Annotated in this window: 19 protein-coding genes; 8 read left to right on the top strand and 11 right to left on the bottom strand. The window is 50.0% G+C overall.

From position 1 onward, the window contains the following. Positions 1–21: 21 nt before the first annotated feature. From BM091_RS00140 to BM091_RS00125, 4 genes are read right to left on the bottom strand one after another with little or no spacing between them, the layout of a single operon-like run. On the bottom strand, positions 22–459 hold the full coding sequence (locus BM091_RS00140) for an ACT domain-containing protein (RefSeq protein WP_093392467.1): 438 nt from the start codon (positions 457–459) through the stop codon (positions 22–24). Between the two features lie 12 nt (positions 460–471). Then, entirely contained in the window at positions 472–3,645 is a 3,174-nt protein-coding gene (locus tag BM091_RS00135) for an efflux RND transporter permease subunit (protein WP_093392466.1), read from the bottom strand. A 4-nt stretch (positions 3,646–3,649) separates the two neighbouring features. Beyond that, complete coding sequence (locus BM091_RS00130; protein ID WP_093392464.1) at positions 3,650–4,768, bottom strand: efflux RND transporter periplasmic adaptor subunit; 1,119 nt, start codon at positions 4,766–4,768, stop codon at positions 3,650–3,652. A 14-nt stretch (positions 4,769–4,782) separates the two neighbouring features. Next, positions 4,783–5,457, bottom strand: coding sequence for a TetR/AcrR family transcriptional regulator (locus BM091_RS00125; protein ID WP_177193457.1), 675 nt, complete (start codon positions 5,455–5,457; stop codon positions 4,783–4,785). Between the two features lie 112 nt (positions 5,458–5,569). On the opposite strand from BM091_RS00125, the gene BM091_RS00120 reads away from it, so the two are divergent. The 3 genes from BM091_RS00120 to BM091_RS00110 are packed head-to-tail and all read left to right on the top strand — an operon-like array spanning position 5,570 to position 8,138. Then, complete coding sequence (locus tag BM091_RS00120) at positions 5,570–6,880, top strand: HlyC/CorC family transporter (RefSeq protein ID WP_093392460.1); 1,311 nt, start codon at positions 5,570–5,572, stop codon at positions 6,878–6,880. Beyond that, entirely contained in the window at positions 6,817–7,845 is a 1,029-nt protein-coding gene (gene rsmH, locus BM091_RS00115) for a 16S rRNA (cytosine(1402)-N(4))-methyltransferase RsmH (protein WP_093392458.1), read from the top strand. The genes BM091_RS00120 and rsmH overlap by 64 nt, the downstream gene beginning before the upstream one ends. After that, a complete protein-coding gene (locus BM091_RS00110; protein ID WP_093392456.1) occupies positions 7,842–8,138 on the top strand; it encodes an FtsB/FtsL family cell division protein in 297 nt (98 codons plus the stop codon). The genes rsmH and BM091_RS00110 overlap by 4 nt, the downstream gene beginning before the upstream one ends. On the opposite strand, the gene BM091_RS00105 is transcribed toward BM091_RS00110, so the two are convergent. Next, on the bottom strand, positions 8,033–9,310 hold the full coding sequence (locus BM091_RS00105; RefSeq protein WP_093392454.1) for a glycosyltransferase: 1,278 nt from the start codon (positions 9,308–9,310) through the stop codon (positions 8,033–8,035). The genes BM091_RS00110 and BM091_RS00105 overlap by 106 nt on opposite strands. 153 nt (positions 9,311–9,463) lie before the next feature. Between BM091_RS00105 and rplM the strand changes: the two genes are divergently transcribed. The 5 genes from rplM (at position 9,464) to BM091_RS00080 (ending at position 13,472) form a co-directional block, all read left to right on the top strand. Then, positions 9,464–9,892, top strand: coding sequence for a 50S ribosomal protein L13 (rplM, locus tag BM091_RS00100; protein ID WP_093392452.1), 429 nt, complete (start codon positions 9,464–9,466; stop codon positions 9,890–9,892). 20 nt (positions 9,893–9,912) lie between these two features. Further along, positions 9,913–10,305, top strand: coding sequence for a 30S ribosomal protein S9 (gene rpsI / locus BM091_RS00095; protein ID WP_093392450.1), 393 nt, complete (start codon positions 9,913–9,915; stop codon positions 10,303–10,305). Positions 10,306–10,391: 86 nt separating this feature from the next. After that, on the top strand, positions 10,392–11,432 hold the full coding sequence (gene argC, locus BM091_RS00090; RefSeq protein ID WP_093392448.1) for an N-acetyl-gamma-glutamyl-phosphate reductase: 1,041 nt from the start codon (positions 10,392–10,394) through the stop codon (positions 11,430–11,432). Between the two features lie 8 nt (positions 11,433–11,440). Then, positions 11,441–12,262: a tRNA pseudouridine(38-40) synthase TruA gene (gene truA / locus BM091_RS00085; RefSeq protein WP_093392447.1), complete on the top strand. Its 822-nt coding sequence runs from the start codon at positions 11,441–11,443 to the stop codon at positions 12,260–12,262. 13 nt (positions 12,263–12,275) lie between these two features. Further along, positions 12,276–13,472, top strand: a complete 1,197-nt coding sequence (locus BM091_RS00080; protein WP_093392445.1) for a pyridoxal phosphate-dependent aminotransferase — start codon at positions 12,276–12,278, stop codon at positions 13,470–13,472. Positions 13,473–13,532: 60 nt separating this feature from the next. Here the strand turns inward: BM091_RS00080 and BM091_RS00075 are convergent, their stop codons facing one another. From BM091_RS00075 to BM091_RS00050, 6 genes are all read right to left on the bottom strand, one after another. Further along, positions 13,533–13,844 carry a BON domain-containing protein gene (locus BM091_RS00075; RefSeq protein ID WP_093392443.1) on the bottom strand — a complete coding sequence of 104 codons (312 nt, stop codon included), beginning with the start codon at positions 13,842–13,844 and terminating at the stop codon, positions 13,533–13,535. Positions 13,845–14,115: 271 nt separating this feature from the next. Beyond that, positions 14,116–15,327, bottom strand: a complete 1,212-nt coding sequence (locus tag BM091_RS00070) for an NADP-dependent isocitrate dehydrogenase (RefSeq protein ID WP_093392442.1) — start codon at positions 15,325–15,327, stop codon at positions 14,116–14,118. Positions 15,328–15,362: 35 nt separating this feature from the next. After that, complete coding sequence (locus tag BM091_RS00065; protein ID WP_093392440.1) at positions 15,363–15,860, bottom strand: AbrB family transcriptional regulator; 498 nt, start codon at positions 15,858–15,860, stop codon at positions 15,363–15,365. Positions 15,861–15,901: 41 nt separating this feature from the next. Then, positions 15,902–17,233 carry an MmgE/PrpD family protein gene (locus BM091_RS00060; protein ID WP_093392438.1) on the bottom strand — a complete coding sequence of 444 codons (1,332 nt, stop codon included), beginning with the start codon at positions 17,231–17,233 and terminating at the stop codon, positions 15,902–15,904. Next, complete coding sequence (locus BM091_RS00055; protein WP_093392437.1) at positions 17,230–18,486, bottom strand: nickel-dependent lactate racemase family protein; 1,257 nt, start codon at positions 18,484–18,486, stop codon at positions 17,230–17,232. The genes BM091_RS00060 and BM091_RS00055 overlap by 4 nt, the downstream gene beginning before the upstream one ends. A gap of 200 nt (positions 18,487–18,686) precedes the next feature. Next, entirely contained in the window at positions 18,687–19,841 is a 1,155-nt protein-coding gene (locus BM091_RS00050; protein WP_218148761.1) for a 2-methylaconitate cis-trans isomerase PrpF family protein, read from the bottom strand. Positions 19,842–19,960 lie beyond the last annotated feature (119 nt).

Here is a 19,960-nt window from a genome sequence, read left to right as displayed (position 1 = left end):
GAGCGACAAAGACTTGCGGTTTCATGGATAATTCGTGGCCCTGGTTTCCTGAGCTTTCAGGGTTTCGGAGAGTTCTTTCAGAATCGACAGGGCTTCTTCTGCGCGTTCCGAAGGAACGAAAATATGATCGTGAAAATAACCTGCCATGATGTTTGCGCTAATTCCTCTTTTGGCAAGGGCGCCTGCAATGGTAGCAGAAAAACCCACGGCATCAAGGCTTGAGTGGACCCTGAGAGTGATGCACCTGAAGACGGATTCGTAGGCTATTCCCAGTTCGTCGGCTATCGATCGAGGTATTACGAGGGTCATGCCTTCATCTTCCATAAACATTGCCGTAGGTTTAAGCTCCGGGGCATCCCCGTAAACAGCCCCCTTTAAAGAGATAAAAACGTATTCCTCGGATTTTGGCTCGGGATTCATGGATTTCAGTAATTTTATAAGATCTTTTTCTCCCGACATCTGCTCCCAATCCTATCCTATGGCGCCGTCAACGGGTTTCTCGCCGGGTCGCAACAGCGAATGGGCTTTCTCGCGAATTGTCTGGAAGCAATAAAAGAGCATCGGGATGAAGAAAATGCCGATGATTGTGCAGACCAGCATTCCCGAAAAAACCGTTGTTCCTATGGCCCTCCTGCTGGCTGCGCCGGCCCCTGTGGCAACGACCATCGGTATGACACCGAAGATGAAGGTAAAGGCGGTCATTAGCACAGGGCGAAACCTTATTCTGGCGGCCTCAAGAGCCGCTTCTGTGGTCGATTTGCCTTCCTCACGGGCGTTTTTGGCAAATTCCACGATAAGAATTGCGTTCTTGGACGAAAGGCCCACAAGAAGAACCAGACCTATCTGAGCATAGAGACTCAGGGGAAGACCTGCAACCCAGAGGCCCAGCAGTGCTCCAAAGGTGGAGATGGGTACATAAAGAATTATGGCAATGGGCATGTTCCAGCTTTCATACTGGCCCACCAGAAACAGGTATCCGAAAACCATTGCAAGAAGGAATATCACAAGAACCTGTCCCCGAACCTGCTTCTCCTGGTAGGATATGGAAGACCATTCAAAACCGTAACCCCTGGGCAGTACCTTTCTGGCAAGCTCCTCCATTGCGTCCATTGCCTGACCCGATGAATAGCCCGGAGCAGCCGATCCCTGAAAGCTCACGCTGGGAAACTGATTGTAGCGGCTTATTATCTGAGGCCCTGTAATGGTGGAGACCTTGATGAGGCTTCTGAGAGGGATCATCTGGCCGGCGTCGCTGCGAACGTAAAGCCGATATACGTCGGAAAGGTCGTTGCGGTAGCGTTCTTCGGCCTGGACTCTCACCTGATAGGTGCGTCCCCTGAGAGTGAAGTCATTAACGTAGGCTGAACCCATGTAGGCCTGCAGTGTTGAAAATATGGGGCTTACCGGGACATTCAGAAATTCGGCTTTTGTTCTGTCCACGGTAACAAAGAGCTGGGGTGTGTCGGCCCGGTAGGTGGTAAATACCCGTTGCAGAGCGGGATGCTGATTGGCGGCAATCATAAGGGCCATGGCAACGGATTGCATCTCCTGAGGGCTCTGTCCTTCCAGAGCCAGAAGCCGGAAGTCGAAACCGCCGGATCGCCCCAAACCCATTATCGGTGGGGGCGTGAACACGAAACAGGTTGCTTCGGGGAGGGTGGCAACCTTCCTTTGTGCCGCGGCGACGATGCTGTCTATGTGCATTTCCCGTCCTTTGCGCTCGTCCCAGGGTTTAAGAATGGCTATACCAAAAGCCACATTTTCGGCTCCTCCGCTCAGAATGCTGAAGCCGCTGACGCCGATGACATCACGAACCCCGGGAATGGACCTTACCAGAGCGGTTACCTTTTCCATGGTTTTTACCGTGCGCTCCAGAGATGCCGCTTCCGGAAGCTGTACGTTAATGAAGAAATAGCCCTGGTCTTCATCGGGAATGAAGCTTCTGGGCCTCGATGTGAAAAGCATCCATGTAAAAAAGATGATAAGGCCGTAGATAAGGAGGCTTATTGCCGTTTTTCTTATCAGCCAGCCGGAGATTCCAACGTAGCCTTTACGCGCCCTGTCGAGCGAGGTGTTGAAGACCCTGAAGGGAAGATCAAGTATTCGTTGAAACCCTGACTTCTTTTTGGAACTTTCTCCCACCGGCACGAGGATTGATGCGCACATTGCAGGACTGAGGGTTAATGCACAGAGTGTTGAGATACACACGGAGATGCTTATCGTCACCGCAAATTGTCGATAAAGCTGCCCGGTAATTCCCGGAACGAATGCAACCGGCACGAAGACCGCAAGAAGTACCAGGGTGGTTGCAATAACGGGCCCGGTAATCTGCTCCATAGAACGAAGTGTGGCCTCTTTGGGCGGCAACTTTTCTTCGCTCATTATTCGCATCACGTTTTCCACGACCACTATGGAATCGTCCACAACCAGTCCGATGGCCATAACGAGGCCAAAGAGAGAGATGGTATTTGCGCTATAGCCGATAAGAAGCAGGATGGCGAAGGTGCCGATGATGGACACGGGTATTACAACCGTCGGAATAAGTGTCGCCCGCCAGTCTTGAAGAAATACAAAGTTCACAATTAGAACGAGTAAAAAGGTGAGCCCCAGGGTAAACCGAATTTCTTTGATGGCGGCAGACACGTATTCGGTGGTATCGAGAACGACGCTGTAATCTATGTCTTCCGGAAAATCGGCCGAAAGCCTTTTTAGCTCATTTCTCACGGCCTCCATCGTCTCCAGCGTATTGGCATCGGAGGACCTATAAACCGCTATGGTCACAACGGGGGCGCCGTTCAGCGTGGATTCGTGGCTGTAAGACAACGAGGCCAGTTCAACGCGCCCCACATCCCTGACCCGTACGACTCCGCCCAGTTCGTTTGTTCGTACGACGATGTTTTCGAATTCTTCGGGTTTCTCAAGGCGCCCTCTTGACTTCAATGTTAACTGTATCTGCTGACCCTGAGGTGCAGGAGCGGTTCCGATAGATCCCACGGCAGCCTGAATGTTCTGGTTACGAATGGCCGTTATGACGTCCGATGGGGTCAGCCCGAGAGCCGTTAGACGGTCGGGATTGAGCCATATTCTCATGCTGTATTCTTTCTCACCGAAAATCATAACGTCACTTACCCCGGGGACTCTCAGGAGCGCATCCTCTACATAGGTGCTTACGTAATTACTCAGAAAAAGCTTATCACGGCTTTTCCGGGGAGAATAAAAGCTGATGGCTGCCATGATGTTGGCAGTTCTTCGTCGAACCGAAATCCCCTGATCCACTACTTCCTGAGGCAATTTTGACTCGGCGAGCTGTATCCTGTTCTGAAGATTTACCTGATCTATGTCCGGATCGGAACCCACGGCGAAGGTGACACTGAGTTGGTAGCGGCCTTCGTTGGAGCAGGTTGAAGACATGTAGAGCATGTTCTCAACGCCGTTAACCTCTTCTTCTATGGGAGACGCAACGGTATCGCATACGACCTGCGCGTTTGCACCCGGATAGGTGGCGCTCACCGTGATTTCCGGTGGGGTTATCTGCGGGTACTGGGCTACGGGTATGTTGAATAGAGCAATCGATCCCGCAAGAAATATGACTATCGATATAACGGCTGCAAGCCGGGGCCTTTCGATAAAGATTTTCGAGAACATGGTTTTACTTTGCTCCCTGACTTCCGCTTGCTCTGACAATAACAGGCTGACCGTCCCGAACCTTATGTATTCCGTTCACGATAACGGTTTCACCTTCCCTTATGCCGGACCGAACGGCCCAGTAGGTTTCTAAAACCGGACCGAGGGTAATGCCACGCTTCCTGGCTATTCCTTTGTCGTCAACGACGAACACAAAATTGCCTTCAGCGCTCATGAGAACTGCGGATTGAGGTACCACGGGCAAGACCTCCGGTTCCGCTTTCCTGACCAGCACCGTCACATATTGCCCGGGGATTAAAATACCGTCGGGGTTGTTAAAGACTGCACGGACGGCAATCGTTCCGGTTGCAGGATCTACTTCGTTGTCCACGAATTCCACGCGGCCGGTTTTGTCGTAGATCGATCCGTCGGGTAGTCTTATTGAAGGCTTCAGGAAAGGCGATGCTTGCCCCGATTCCGAGTCCGCCATTGCCTTCTGTATAAGCGGCAAATCGTTCTCACTTACCGAATAAACCACTCTGATGGGATTAACCTGAACTATCCGGGCCAGAGGGCCCGATGAGGTATTTACGAGGTTGCCTGCCGTATATCTCGTTTTGCCTATTCGTCCGTCAATTGGTGCCCTGATTTCGGTATATCCCAGATCGATCAGCGCCAGCTCCAGTTGCGCCCTGGCTTCTTCAAGGCGGGCCCTTGCGGCCATTTCGGCCGTAACGGCATCGTCAATGTCGGTGGCACTTACGCTCTCAGGTCTTGCACGGCGTAGCCTGTTGAGCCGGCGGCGCGCCTTTTCGAGTTCTGCTTCGGCTTCCTTAACGGTGGCCTGGGCAGCTTCAACTCTGGCCCTGTAGGGTGCTTGCTCTATGATGTAGAGAAGATCCCCGGCCTTTACCATGGAGCCTTCTTTGAAATTAACCTTTTCGATGAAACCCTCAACCCGTGCATAGAGGTCCACCCACTGTATTGCTTCCACATGTCCGACGAATTCCTCCGGCGGGTTTACTTCCCGGCTGATAACCCTGTATCCTTCGACCAGAACTGCCTGAGGAGCAGTCTGCTGGGCAAGACTGCCGGAGGAGTACAGAAAAAGCAGAATGAAGAGAAAACTCACAGCCCCTTTCATAAATCCTACTCCGTCTATGCGGCCGTTGAGGCGAGGGCGCCTTTGAAGAATACTTCTCGAACGGTTTTTGCGTAGTCCTCTGCGAAGAGCTTTTCGAGCTTCTCGTAATCTATTTCCGACGGATCCTTACCGAAGGACTCTTCCAGATATCCGAAAACAAAGCCCTTCATAAGGCCGTCAAGAGCCATGGCCATGTGCATGGGATCGCTTCTCCTGATAAGGCCTGCGTTAATTGCGCGTTCCATAAGTGCCGAAAGTTTTGTTCTGAATTCCCGCCTCATCCGTGTAAGCTCGGCTTCCAGATCGGCCTTGATTGTGGGATTTACCCGGTATATCTCAGTAAAATAAAGCCTGATGATGGCAATATGTTTTCCTAGGAGACCCATCTTGGTCATAATAAACTTTTCGATCTGCTCCAGTGGGTCGTCCATTTCTTCATCTAATACATTGATCAGGGTGTTGTGAAAGTGTATGGTTCTTTCGAGGATAAGAGATTTGTAAAGGTGCTGTTTGCTTTGGAAAAATTTGTAGAGCGTACCGACGGCAAATTCTGCACGCTCTGCTATTTCCTTCATTGTGACATTGTAAAAGCCTTTCTGAGCAAAAAGCTCAAGGGCGGCATCGAGAATTTCCTGGCGATGAATCAACCTTTCTCTTTCTCTTCGAGAAAGCGTCCTCTGCTCGAACATTATTCCTCTCCCCCCGTACATGATCTTTGCTTTTCATCAATGAATGGTTATTCATTGATCGTAAAATTAATTCATGAAGTCAAGAACATTTTTTCCCTAATCCGGAGGTGTGATGAAAGAAGGGTTTTTTAACCTGGGCTTCTACGGACTGGCCTTCCTTTCGCTTTTCGCTCTATCGGCCTTCTTCTCCGGTTCGGAGACCGCTTTCACGGCTGCAAACAGGTTCAGAATGGGGTATCTGAGCAAATCGAACCCCGGGGCACGGAAGGTGAAGGAACTTCTCGACGAGCCGGAGAAGTTTATCAGCACTCTTCTGCTCTGCAACAATCTGGTCAACGTTGCCCTTTCTGCCATGGCCACCGCTCTGGCGATTCGAATTTTCGGAAATGAAGGGGTTCTATATGCCACCTTTGCGGTGACAGTAGGCCTGCTGGTCTTTGGAGAAATAACGCCCAAGACCATTGCGGCCTATCACGCAGACAGGATCTCCATTATCGTTGCACCCCTTATGAGTCTTCTCGTCCGACTCTGCTATCCCGTTGTAAAACTCCTTACTTTTCTTTCCATGCTTTTAATAAAATCGATTGGTCTGACCCCGCAAGGTGAAGGTGGGGGGCTTACCGAAGAAGAGCTGGAAGCACTTATAGAAACGGGCGTTGAGGAAGCCGGGGTCGAAAGGGAAAAACAGGACATGTTGCTGGGTGTTCTCCTCCTTGATCGCATTACCCTGGGGGACATAATGGTTCCCTGGAGAGATGTGGTTTGCCTCGACCTGAAAGCCCCTCTTGAAGAAGTGATGAGCACCATAGAGAAGACCAACTTTTCCCGCTATCCCGTTTATAAGGGCGACTTTCACAATGTCGTCGGGTTCATTCACGTAAAGGACGTTCTTTTGAGTTTTTACGGAAAAGGTGCGGAGTCGGTTAGTCTGGAATCTCTTTTGCGACCCCCTCAGTTTGCTCCCGAATTTCGAACCATCAGGGATCAGCTTGCCTTTTTCAAGAAAGAGCGTTCCCACATGACCGTTGTGGTTAATGAATACGGTCATGTGATAGGCCTGGTCACTCTTGAAGATGTTCTCGAGGAGATCGTCGGCGATATAGCGGACGAGCATGATGCCGAAGCCGGAAAGATCATTCACCTTGCGGACGGTTCCGTCGTTGTTGACGGGAGCATCCTTGTAAGAGACCTGAACCGCTATCTGGACATGAAGCTTCCGGAAGCAATGGCGAGAACGGTGGCCGGGCTTATCATAAGCGTACTCGACCGATTTCCCGAGGTTGGGGAGGTCGTTGTGATCGGTGATTATCACCTTCAGGTGGTTCGTAAAGAAGGATTTCGGGTGAGGAGAGTAAGAATATGGGAGAAGCACAGAAGCCCCTTTGCAGCGAAAAGAGCGAAGGCTCCGGCAGCGAAGGAATAGAAGGCCGACCGAAACACATTCCGGTTATGGTAAATGAGGTTTTGCAATTCCTGCTGACCGCCCAGCGACCTGATAACCAAAAAGCCTTTTTCTTCGATGGGACGCTTGGAGCAGGAGGGTACGCGGACGCCTTGCTTCGGGCAACCTCTCCCTGGGGGGTTGTCATAGGGGTTGATAAGGATCCTTATGCCCTTGAAAACTGCAGGAGGCGCTTTGACCGGTACATCCGTGCCGGAAGGCTCTATCTCTTACATGCCGATTTTCGATACGTTGACAGAATAGTTTCCCGGGTGGGAGTGGACAGAATACACGGTGCGGTGCTGGATCTCGGAGTGTCTTCTGATCAGCTGGATGACCCGGAGCGGGGATTCAGCTTCATGAGTGATGGTCCTCTGGACATGAGGATGAACCCGGAGGATCATCTGACGGCTGCCCATGTCGTAAACAACCTGTCGGAGCACGAGCTTGCCAGAATTTTTTCCGAATATGGTGAAGAGCGTTATGCGAGGAGGATAGCCAGGGCTATTGTTGCACATCGCAAAGAAAAACCCATAGAAAGAACGCAGGAGCTGGTGAAGGTCGTAAAATCGGCAATTCCTGCAAGGGAGTCCCGTTCGAGAATTCACCCGGCTACGAGGGTGTTCCAGGCTCTAAGAATTTACGTTAACGATGAACTGGGAGCCCTTCGGGACTTCCTGTCCAGGATCCTCGATGTTATGGCACCGGGAGCCGTCTTGTGCATCCTGTCCTTTCACTCTCTTGAGGACAGAATGGTGAAAAGAGCTTTCAGAGAGTGGGCTCAGCCGTGCAGGTGCCCGCCGGAAGCCCCGATGTGTACCTGCGGGAATAAACCGGGAGTGCAGATTCTCACGAAAAAGGCCCTTTTCCCGTCGCCTGAGGAAGTCTATAAAAACCCTCGAGCGAGAAGCGGAAGATTACGGGCAATTCGGAAGGTTGGGCCATGACCTGCCGAAAGCGTCTCCTTTTTTCGATTTTTGGGATTTTTGTCGTAACTTTTATGGCCATTGCGCTGGTCTGGGTGAGGACGGAAACCATAAGGCTCGGTTATGAGTGTGCCAGGATTTCCAGAGACATTGAAACGGCAATGCGCGTTCAGAAAAAACTGCGGCTGGAATGGGAGCGAATTACCGCCTATTCTGAACTCGAAAGGATTGCCCGCGAGGAATTCGGCCTTGCACCTCCGGATCCGTCGGAAATAGAATTCCTTGTGGACGATGCGGATGCCGCCGGTAGATAAGCTTGCACGAAGGACAGTATCTTCCGGGCGCGGGCATCCCAGGTGTAAGACTCCAGAAAAACCGATCTTGCCCTGAGCCCTATCTTCTTTCGTTCTTCTGGATTATCTCTTAGGTGCTTGAGGCACCTGAGCCAGGCATCTATATCGTCGGGCGGGATGAGAAAACCCGTTTCTCCATGCCGGATGATCTCTCCTATGGATTCGAGATTGGATGCCATCACAGGCAGGCCCGCCGACATGTATTCTATAACTTTCAGGGGAGATATGTTGTCTCCTGTATCAATTCCGGTTCCGCTGTTTCTAACCTTTTTCTGGTAAGGTGCCAGAGCAACTTCGAAGATTTCCCTGAATGCGGGAGCCAGTGACGGTGGAACAAAGCCGTAGAAGTGAACATTCGGAAGGCGGCCAATTCTGGCTTTCCAGAAGCTTACGTCTTCATCCCGTCCCCCGATGATGTGGAAGTAAGCCCAGGGGGCTAGAGGGGCGAGTTGCGAGATAATTTCCATACCTTTCCCCGGGTAGAGGTGTCCCGTGTAACCCACCTGGAGGTCGAAATTCCTGGCTTCCGGAGGAATCATTTCGAGGATTTTACTGCGTGAACTGTTGTTGCTTTCGTGATGGCAGGCACCGCTTGGAGCAACCAGAATTCTAGGAGGATCCAGAAAGCCCTGCCGAACGAAAAGTTCCGCCAGTTTTTTGGTTATAACCACGAGACCTACAAAAGCAGGAAGCCGGAAGAGAAGCCTTGCGCAGAAGTTTGCGAGAACCGTTTTCGGAAATTTGTGGGCTTCGAATAGGGTGGGAATTCCCGAAAGAGCGGTAAGGAGGCAGGTTTCAAGAGATCTGCCGTAAGCCAGGTCCGGCTTTAGTTCTAAGGCGCGTATCCATGAACCGAAAATATAAGGTCCGTCCGTCGCATGACCGGAGATGGACGGAATGCTTAAAGACCTGAAAATTGGCGTAACTCCGTAGAAAGAACAGGCTTTTATCTCGTCGGTTTTAAAATGACCCAGGAGGGTTACGTCATGTCCCAGAGATGCCATGGCATGGCACATCTTCATTACGTTGATCGAATTCGCAGCCCTGGAGGGAATAACCGACCTGGAAAGATAGACTATTTTCATATCTTCGCCAAAGGTTTTAAGGTAATTTGCCTTTGAACTTTCCACCATCAGCCCTAATTTGTTACCTCAATAAAAGCCCTGTTAAAAGCGGAAAATTTTTTCGAACTTGCCCAACGGCACGGTTGACAAAGAAAGGGGGATTTCTTATAAGCAGAAATTCCGAGTGAAGAGGGAATTTTTACAATCAATGGGGTTGAGAAGATGAAGACCGAAAGTGCTAAATTCGATCCGAACAGGCGTAAATGGATACTTGTGGATGCGGAAGGTCAGGTGCTTGGAAGACTGGCGAGCAAGATTGCGGCAAGGTTAAGAGGGAAGCACCTTCCCGATTTTACGCCCCATGTCGATCTGGGTGATTTTGTTGTGGTTATTAACGCCGAGAAGGTTCGATTGACAGGCCGTAAGTGGGACAGAAAGATTTACTATCGTCACAGCGGTTACATTGGCGGGCTGAAGGCCACCACCGCGAAAAAGATGAGAGAAGAGCATCCCGAGCGCCTTATCTATTATGCCGTCAAGGGAATGCTTCCGAAGAACAGGTTGGGCCGTAAGCTTCTGAAAAAGCTGAAAGTCTATGCCGGCCCTGAACACCCTCATGAGGCTCAGCAGCCTGAGCCTGTACAATTATAATTGCAGGGGAGTGAGAGCGCATGGCCGATCAAAGGGTATATGCTACGGGCAAGCGAAAAACAGCGGTGGCTCGTGTGTGGATTTCTCCGGGTAACGGCACAATAACGGTGAACAAGAAGCCTCTGGACGAATATATAGAGCGTGAAACCAGCAAGATGCTGATTTATCAGCCTTTGATGCTTACCGGCACTTATGGGAAAATCGATGTTTATGCTACGGTTAAGGGCGGTGGCAAATCGGGGCAGGCAGGTGCCCTGAGACACGGGATAGCGAAGGCTCTTGCGGAATATAACCCTGAGTTTCGGGATGTTCTTAAAAGCGCCGGTCTTCTTACCAGGGATGCCCGGGTGAAGGAACGCAAGAAGTACGGGTTGCGAGGTGCCCGGAGGGCTTGTCAGTTCTCGAAGCGTTAGTCTTGGCACAGGTCGAAGGGTTATTGCTGGTTTGAAAGGGGCACGGAGATGTGCCTTTTTCATTTTTTTAATACCGGGGGATAAAGGTGCTGAAGGTCGGTGTTCTCGGCGGCTCCGGATATACGGGCTTTGAGCTAATTCGGTTGCTTGCAACACATCCGGAGGTAAAGATTGTCGCCGTTTCTTCCAGAGCTCAGGAGGAATCTGCCGTTTCTGAACACTATCCGGCCTTCAGAAAATTCGTGGATCTTCGTTATGTCCTGCCCGACGATCCCGTCTTCGAAAAAGGGGTTGACGTCGTCTTTTCTGCCCTGCCTCACGGTGCATCGATGAAGGCCGTTTCCGGGCTGGTTGAAAAGGGGGTCAGAGTAATCGATCTGAGTGCGGATTTTCGGATAAGGGATGCCGCCGTTTATGAACAGTGGTATGAACCTCACACGAGCCCGGACCTTTTGAAAGACGCCGTTTACGGGCTTCCTGAGCTTTATCGCCGTGAGATTGCTTCTGCAAGACTCGTCGCCAATCCAGGATGTTACCCCACGAGCATAATCCTGGCTCTTGCCCCGCTACTCAAAAACCGCCTGATAGAAGAAGATTCGATCATAATCGATTCGAAATCAGGGGTTACGGGAGCCGGAAGGGGTCTGTCTCTTACGACCCACTTCTGTGAGGTCAATGAGGGCTTTAAGGCTTACAAGGTGGGCGGAGTTCACAGGCATATCCCCGAAATTGAACAGGAGCTATCACTTATATCCGGAAAGGAGATACGGGTTACCTTTACCCCTCATCTTGTACCCATGTCACGGGGGATATTGAGTACTCTTTACGTCGTTCCCAGAGAAGGGGTTAAGGCCGGGGAGATTGATGAAGCATACAGGACCATGTACGCCGATGAGCCTTTTGTAAGGCTGGTGGGATCCGGGGAAATGCCTTCAACCCTTCAGGTACGGGGATCTAATTTCTGCGATATAGGCTGGAAGCTCGATGGTAGATCGGGGAGGCTTATTGTGGTTTCGGCGATCGATAATCTTACGCGAGGAGCTTCCGGTCAGGCCGTGTGTAACATGAACATAATGTTTGGCATACCCGAAACGACCGGCTTGTTCTACGTTCCCTGGCAACCCTGATTGCTGTCATGGCACGAAAGGACGCCAGAAACTTCAAACTTGTTCTGGAATACGACGGAAGTAACTACCACGGATGGCAACGTCAGAAAGGGGTTCTGACCGTTCAGGAGGTCGTCGAGTCAAGGCTTGCCATAATGCTTAATAGAAGGGTTAGCGTTCGAGCTTCGGGCAGGACCGACGCCGGCGTTCATGCCCTGGGGCAGGTAATAAACTTCTATGCTGAAACCCGCCTGAATCCCGAGGACTTTTTAAAAGGCATGAACAGCCTTCTACCGGAAGATATAGTGGTCACCTCGGCAGAAGAAGTTGACCATTCCTTTCACGCCCGTTTTTCCGCCGTAAAAAAGACTTACTTTTATCGGATATGGAACAGACCCCTGCCGTCTGCCCTCATGAGGCGGTATCTGTGGCATGTTCCCTATCCGCTGGACCTTCCCGCCATAAAAGAGGCAATCTCTCACTTCGTCGGGACTCACGACTTTGCGGCTTTTATGGCTTCAGGATCATCGGTTAAGTCAACGGTTAGGACGGTTTTTGGTGCCCGGGTTGAGGAGCTGGGGCAGGGCGAGCTGGTTTTTTTCTTTGAAGCCAACGGCTTTCTACGCCATATGGTGAGAATAATGGTTGGAACCCTTGTGGAAGTGGGGAGAGGTAAGAAGAGCCCTGACGATATCCCTGCCATTCTGGAAAGCAGAGATCGGACAAAAGCGGGTGCCACTGCTCCGGCTCACGGGCTCTATCTTGCCAGAGTAGTGTATGACGATGACGAGGAGAAGGAGCCGTTGTTTAAGGTCATGAGTCCATCGTCAGGTGTGGTGTCAGTAGCATAGGAAAGGACTGGTTATGGAGCTTTCAAAAAGGCTTGCCAGGGTTCAGCCTTCGGCAACGTTGAGTATCAACGCCAAGGCACAACAACTGAGGCGTGAGGGTGTAAGGGTCGTAAACTTTGCCGTGGGAGAGCCGGATTTCGATACGCCGGCTCATGTGAAGCAGGCGGCAGTACAGGCGCTTCACTTTGACCGGACCAGATACACACCTGTGAGCGGAATCCCGGAGTTGAAGCAGGCAGTATGCGATTGGATTCGAGATTTTTACGGTTTGAACTATTCTCCTTCTTCGGTGCTTGTTTCCTGCGGTGGTAAGCATGCCATCTACAACGTACTTCAGGCAATTTTAAATCCCGGTGATGAGGTAATTATCCCCGCTCCCTATTGGGTTTCCTATCCCGAGATGGTGGCTCTGTGTGACGGTGTTCCCGTAATCGTTGATTGTGATTTTGAAAAGGATTACAAGTTAACTCCTGCACTTCTCGAAAATGCCATCACCGATAAGACCCGCCTGGTTATACTTAACAGCCCTTCCAACCCGACGGGATGTTACTACGATCGAGACGAACTGGTAGAGCTTGTGGCTGTTTTGAATAAGCATCCCCATGTCACGGTTTTATCGGATGATATTTACTCACACATTCTTTTCAACAACCGTAAGTGGGTAAACGTTGCGATGGTTGACGAGACTATGCTTCCGCGGACCGTCATAATTCAGGCCGTCAGCAAGACCTACGCCATGACGGGCTGGCGTATAGGCTTTGCCGTCGGTCCTGAAGAGATCATATCCGCCGCATCAACCGTTCAGAGTCAATCGACGAGCAATCCCTGTTCCATAGCTCAGTGGGCTGCCATAGCGGCTCTCCGGGGCGATCAAACCTGCGTGGCCCGCATGGCCGAAGAGTTTGAGAACCGGTGTCAGTACCTCGTGGAAAGGTTAAGGCAAATCCCCGGGGTGAAGTGTGTGGAGCCTCAGGGAGCCTTTTACGCCTTCCCGGACGTTTCGGCTTTTTACGGTAAAAAATACGATGGAATCGTAGTAAGAAACTCCGTTGAGATGGCGGAATATCTCATTGATAAGGCTAATGTTGCCGTTGTGCCCGGCAGCGCCTTTGGAAATGATAGGTGCATACGGCTCTCCTTTGCCCTGAGCTGGAACGAGCTGGAGGAAGGGCTGAATCGGATTGATACTGCTCTTAAGGCATTGAGGTAACCAGGTGCTTCTGAAAAAAAGCGGCAGGCCCGAACAAAGGGCCTGCCGTTTGAGAAGGGATCACTTAATTTTCAAAAGATTGTGGACCCTTACCACTCCGGGAACAGACCGGGCCACGGCTGTTGCCCTGTCTTTTTGATATTGGTTATCAACCGCTCCCGTAAGAGTAACTTCACCCTTGAAAGTCGTTACCGAAATGGCAAAACCACTGAGGTAAGGATCTCTGAAAAGCTTGGCCTTTACGGCCGTTGTAATGGTTGCATCGTCCACGACTTCTCCGGGTGTTCGACCGGCGGGTGTTCTGCAACCCACCAGAAGAGAGGCAATAACCACCACAACAACGAACCAGCCTATGCTCGAAGGTCTTTTCATTACTTTAGCCCTCCCTGCTTAATTTTATAATTTTTTGCACTTATATATGAAAAAAAGAAACAGAAGCAAAGAAGTTCATTTATCAATAGCGAATATTGGAATGGTACTATTTTATTGCAGGAAAGCTATTATTTAGTTGTTACAATAAACGTTTACTCAAGAAGATACCGGAATCGTTCTTCACGTAGAAAGGCAGATATGCCGCCCTGAACGACGGGACGGCATATCTGCTATATACTGAAAGACTTGGCTGGTGCTTACGGTTTCTGGATTAAAAGTGTTTGTCCAGTCGTTCTTTTATCGCTTCGAGAAATGTTTCCGAATCGACACTTCGTTTTTCGGGAAAAGGTGGGGCAATGGCCGCCAGATCTCCTGTCATGATTCCGGCTTCGATGGTCTGGCATGCAGCTTGTTCAAGCGCATCGGCAAAGCGGACAGCTTCGGCTACCCCGTCCAACTCTCCTCTTTTGCGAATGGCGCCTGTCCATGCAAATATAAGGGCCATGGGATTTGTGGATGTTTTTTCGCCTTTGAGATATCTGTAATAATGGCGTTGTACCGTGCCATGGGCTGCTTCATATACAAAACAGCCCTGTGGTGAAACGAGTACTGAGGTCATCATGGCCAGGCTGCCACAGGCAGATGCCACCATATCGCTCATCACGTCACCGTCGTAATTCTTGCAGGCCCAGAGGACCCCACCTTCGGATTTTATTATGCGAGCGACGGCATCATCGATAAGCGTGTAAAAGTAGGAAATACCTTTCTCTTCAAACCGAGCCCGAAAAGTTTCAAATTCTTCTTCGAAAATTTCTTTAAATCGAGCGTCGTAGGTTTTGGAAATCGTGTCTTTAGTAGCAAACCAAACATCTAGACTTCTGTCCAGCCCGAAAATAAAACAGGCCCGTGCAAAGCTGCGAATGGAAGCATCGGTATTGTGAATACCCTGTATAACTCCCGGCCCGTCAAAATCAGCTATCTTAAGGGTTTCCACCCGTCCTGAATGTGATCTAAAAACCAGTTCGGCAGTACCGGGTTCGGGTACACGGAGTTCTGCGTTACGGTAAACATCTCCGTATGCGTGGCGGGCAATAGTGATGGGTTTTTTCCAATTCCTTACTGCAGGCGGTATTTTTTCAACCATTATTGGCGTTCTGAAAACCGTTCCATCTAGGTAACCCCTAATTGTTGCGTTGGGGCTTTTGTATTCTCTTTTGAGGTTGTATTCTTTGACTCTCTCAGCATTTGGTGTGATGGTTGCGCATTTGACACCAACTTTATGTTTCTCAACAGCTTTGGCTGCATCCAGAGTAACCTTGTCATCCGTTTCGTCACGATGCTGTATTCCAAGATCATAGTATTCAAGAGATATGTCAATGTACGGGAAAATAAGTGTTTCTTTAACCATTTTCCACAGTATTCTTGTCATTTCGTCGCCATCCATTTCAACGATAGGGTTTCTGAGGCAAACCTTCTCCTTCATGGGACCTCCTTTTCTGTGCAATTTTGTTCTTTCCATCATTCAAAGAAGAAGCGATAAATCGCAGGCATGGTTAGTATGATAAAGACCACACGGAAAAAGTGAAAACACGTGATTATAGTGGGATCTTTCCCACTTTCAAGGGCGAGTACGATCAAGGGACTCATGGCTCCGGGGCTTGTTCCAAGATAGGCTGTTCCACCGTCGAGTATTCCCATTCTGGCAAATATAAAGGCAAGGATCATACCCACCAGTACCAGTATGAGCGTGGACAAAATCACCGGCACGGCAACTTTCGTAAGGGCTTGAATCATTTCCATCCGAAAAGATGCGCCAATGGTGATACCCAACATGATCTGTAGAAAGAAGGGAAATCCCCGGGGGAGAGCCCAATCCACTTTTGTTGCTATCTTGAACCCGATCACCACGATCATTGCACCGATCATGGCGCCCGCAGGAATTTTAAGTCTCGCTCCAATGTAACCGCCCACCGAACCCAGGGCCAGATATACCAATAAATATTTTATACCGCTCATTTTCTCTGCCTCTTATCTTATCTAAAATGCCAATCGGACAACTATGAAACAGTTTTTTCCATTAAATCTCTCACGCTGGGCAGGTCGGCCAAGTTTTGTAAGGCGTATTTCAGTCGTTCCGTTTTTTCCTGCCCTAGAATGGAAGTCGCACAATCTTCAAGTTTTCGTAAAAGTGTCATTTTGTCAAAAATTCCCCCCAGTTTATGGCACACACCTGTTACGATCCTACCTTCCTTACATTCAATGGTGATTTCAGATCCCCATAAACCTACCGATTCGTCCGGAATAATTTCTATCCTTTCCATCAGGCTGAGAACTTCCGGGTCTGATACTGCAGCATCTGAAAAATGATCCAGGGAGACAGCGGTGCGGATGATTGCTGAGGCGAGGCAATACCGAAGATTGAACTTGGCTTCCAGCCCCGATCGAGGAGTTTTTTCGGAAAGTATATGAGATTTATCGGGATGAATTTTACAATGAATCCTTTCGATCTTGCCGGGACGTGGTAGCTCTGAGATTTGAAATAGCGCATCCAGGGCAGGGTGAATACTTCCACAGCATGGATATTTTTTAAGAAATATGCCGGGTTCCTCTATGTCCCACGGATTTCCTAATCGGTGGATCAGTTCGTGATCTTCCAAAGAGCTTTTTCCGCAAATTAGGTCGAATAGTCCTTTTGGCCCCTCCAGAGCAGAAAGCTGCGCGGTCCAGCCGCGCCTGGCCAGCATGGCACATAGCACCCCGTTATAGGCTGCGTTTCCAACGTGTAGAGCCTTGGTCATGGTGCCAAAGTTTTTTTTGATGCCACCTGCTGCTGATGCAACCATAGCTAAGGCAGTAGCGGTTTGATCAGGGGTAAGCTTCCATATGTTTGAGGCAGCTGCACATGCGCCGAAAGCCCCCAGCACGGACGTAGGGTGCCATCCGCTTGTGTACAAACGGTCAAACAGAGCCGAGCCAATCTTGGTCATGACTTCAATGCCTGCGGCATAAGCCGTTATAAGACTTTTGCCGTCAGCATCGATTTCTTCAGCTGCAGCCAGCGCTGCCGAAAGGACAGGCCCCGTAGGGTGACCTCCCATTGATAAGCTGAGATCGTCGTAGTCCAGAAGATGAGATAAAATTCCGTTCGACCATGCCGCGAGAGGTGCCGAGGTTTGATACCCCAGACCGATGACAGTCGCAACCGGTCGTCCGCCTAGCGCATCCAATATTTGGGCGATAGAGGAACCGAATTGCCTGCAGCCCGCCAACATAACGGCAATACCGTCTGTGATGCCAAACAAGCTCTGTGTGAAAACACTACGCGGGAGGTCCTGGGGACCGACCTTACTAACAAATTTGCCCAGTTCCCTGGAGATCTCTTTTTTCATTTTTTAACCCTTGGGATGAGGTTAACGGCCTTGGGCAAGACAAGCACAGGTCCCATAGGCTTCAATTTTAAGGCTTCGTCTATTGCCTGCTGAGGTGAGCTGGCAGGTGTCATGAACAGATTTCGCACTATGTCGGGCGATAAACTCGAAAAGATAATGATTTGATGGGAACATAAAGCCCGGGCCAGCATGAAATCCTTGGACGTGTGGCCTTCGGTGAAACCCTCGTGTTCGAATCTGCGAATAACATCTCTGGGGTGTGTGGCTTCCCGTAACCATGATGCTTTCCACTTTCCAAGGCCTTCTCTACATTCTGCAATAAGCACTAGAACGCTTCCGGGAACAGCGGCCATTTCGGCGGTGGAAAGTGCCTTTTGTGCTTGGTGCAGATCTATGTCCCTGGGATATCCACCAGGAGTAGCTATTACGATCGGAAATTTGTGTTGCAGATCGATGTTCCAGTACTTTGATCCCATGGCGATACCCGCTTCGTGGGCTTTTTCCACGTCTCCAGCTACGACGCCTACATAGGTACCGTACCCGTCTTGAACCACATTCACTATAAAGTCGATACCCACCAACCTCGCTATGCGTACTGCTTCTTCGTGAAACGGATTTCCTGCAAGTTTCCCGCACATGGGTTCAAACTGCCTGATAGGAAAGGAGTGATGAGCTTTGATTGTTTCAATTCCAGCAACTCCGGGTACCAGACTCTTGCGGCCACCACTGTAACCCGCCGAATGATGAGGGGCTATGAGTCCGGTCAGGATTTTGATGCTTGCATGAGCAACTGCGGAATTGATCCAGACAGGCGTACCCACCTTCGTTTTACCGACCAGTACCATATTCTTTGTATCTGTGGCCACGTGGTTTAATATTTTGAGCTTCTCAGCAAACTCGTTTCCTACGATACTTCTAATTTCATCGGGTGTTGCGGGTCTGTGGTTACCGCAAGCAATTACAACTGAAACGTCTTTATCGCTTATGCCCGCACTTTTCAGTTCCTCCAGTATCGATGTGAGCATCGGCTCGGTTGGCGCTGGTCGAGTAGCATCGTTGATTACGATGACGGCGTCCTTCTTACCTCGAGCAATTTCCCTTAACCTTGGTGTGCCAATGGGATTATGTACGGCTTCCCGGATGTCGTTTTCCAGGTTTAAGAGTGGAGGTGCTTTTTTAGGCCAGGCTATGCAGGAGTCGTCGGGGATGTGAACCGCAATCTTTCCTGTTCCATAAGGTAGATCCAGTTTCATGACGAAACCCCCGAGAAAGAAATTACACCAGAGAGACGGAGTAATTTAATACTTAGGCCATGCCTGAAAAGACTTTCCCTGGCCTTAAGTCTAACCAGGAAAAAGCACCCCTCTCCAAAGTAGTTAATTGAGTTCGATTCCTGTAAAATATTTCATTTAATGTATGTGTTTCTCTTCCATCCTTTTTATGGTTATTTGGGTCAACCTGCGTGGAAGAACTTTTCCGGTACGAACACATAGCCTTCCATCAGACGTCGGGCAGTGCGGTAAATGACCGCCTCGGTTACTCGAGGCGAACCCGGCGTTACATCGATGGAAACTCCAACAGGCATGATTCCCCCAGGATGGCCAATGAGGATATCCTCTTCGGGCAGGTTGCGTTTGAGGCAATCGTTAACTACGGTTCCTTGAATACGTGCGGCGGCCGCCAGACTTATGGATCCGGAAACGGGAAACGAAGCGTGCAACGTGCCCATGGACATCATTCTTGCGCATAGGTGCACAGATTCTGGATCAACAAGAGTATTAGCCCAGGTTGTGTAGGGAATCGGCTCTGAAACGATGCCGATTTTCGGGACAGCCTGACATGACACTGTCGCCTCCTCGGGTGTAGAAGTAAGACCAAGTCGGACCGCCGCATTTGCACGTATGGCCTCAATCAGGTCTTTCAACTCTCGACTGTTTTCGATTTCCTCTTTTTCTGCGCCCGTTAATCCCAAGCTTTTAGCTTTTACGAAGACACATGGGTTGGATGCGTCTATAATGGTCACCTCGAATTTTTTCCCGGCGAGGGTGACCGTATCCCGCAGGTTTCCGGTAGGGAAAAGGGCGCCTGTTACCGAGCCACCTGGATCTACAAAACGAAGGGCTATTTTCGATCCCGTTCCAGGTACACCGGGGATGCTAAAATCTCCTTCCTCGTTAAAAATGCCGTTATGAACCGGAACCTCGGCAATTATAAGTTTGTTTGTATTTTTTTGATAAATGCGGACTTTGGTAACGGGTTCTGTTACCGGAACCAATCCCTCATCAACGGCGAAGGGCCCTACAGCAGAGGAGATATTTCCACAGTTTCCTTTGTAATCAACCAGCGGTCTATCTATGCTAACCTGGCCAAATAAATATACGACATCATAAGCCGGATCAGATGATACCGAGATTATAGCGACTTTACTGGTTGTAGATACTGCACCACCCAGCCCGTCCACCTGCCGACGATAAGGATCAGGGCTTCCAAAAGCAGCCAGAATCACCTTATCTCTTATTCCAGGGTCGGAAGGAAGATGAGATTCTTTGAAGAAAACGGCTTTACTGGTTCCACCTCTCATTATGACGGCCGGGATTCTCCTTTGCATGGTCATCCTCCGGCTTTGTACCAAACCCCTCTACTGACCGATTATGGCCGGAACAAAAGAGCATCAATCAGAAGCTTTTCAATTCGCCCAAAAAGGTGGAGCAAACATTATGCCAGGTG

The sequence above is a fragment of the Thermodesulforhabdus norvegica genome, assembly GCF_900114975.1.
GTDB classification, from domain to species: Bacteria; Desulfobacterota; Syntrophobacteria; order Syntrophobacterales; family Thermodesulforhabdaceae; genus Thermodesulforhabdus; species Thermodesulforhabdus norvegica.
Note: the sequence above shows the minus strand (reverse complement) of the source record. Positions and strands in the feature narration are given on the sequence as shown.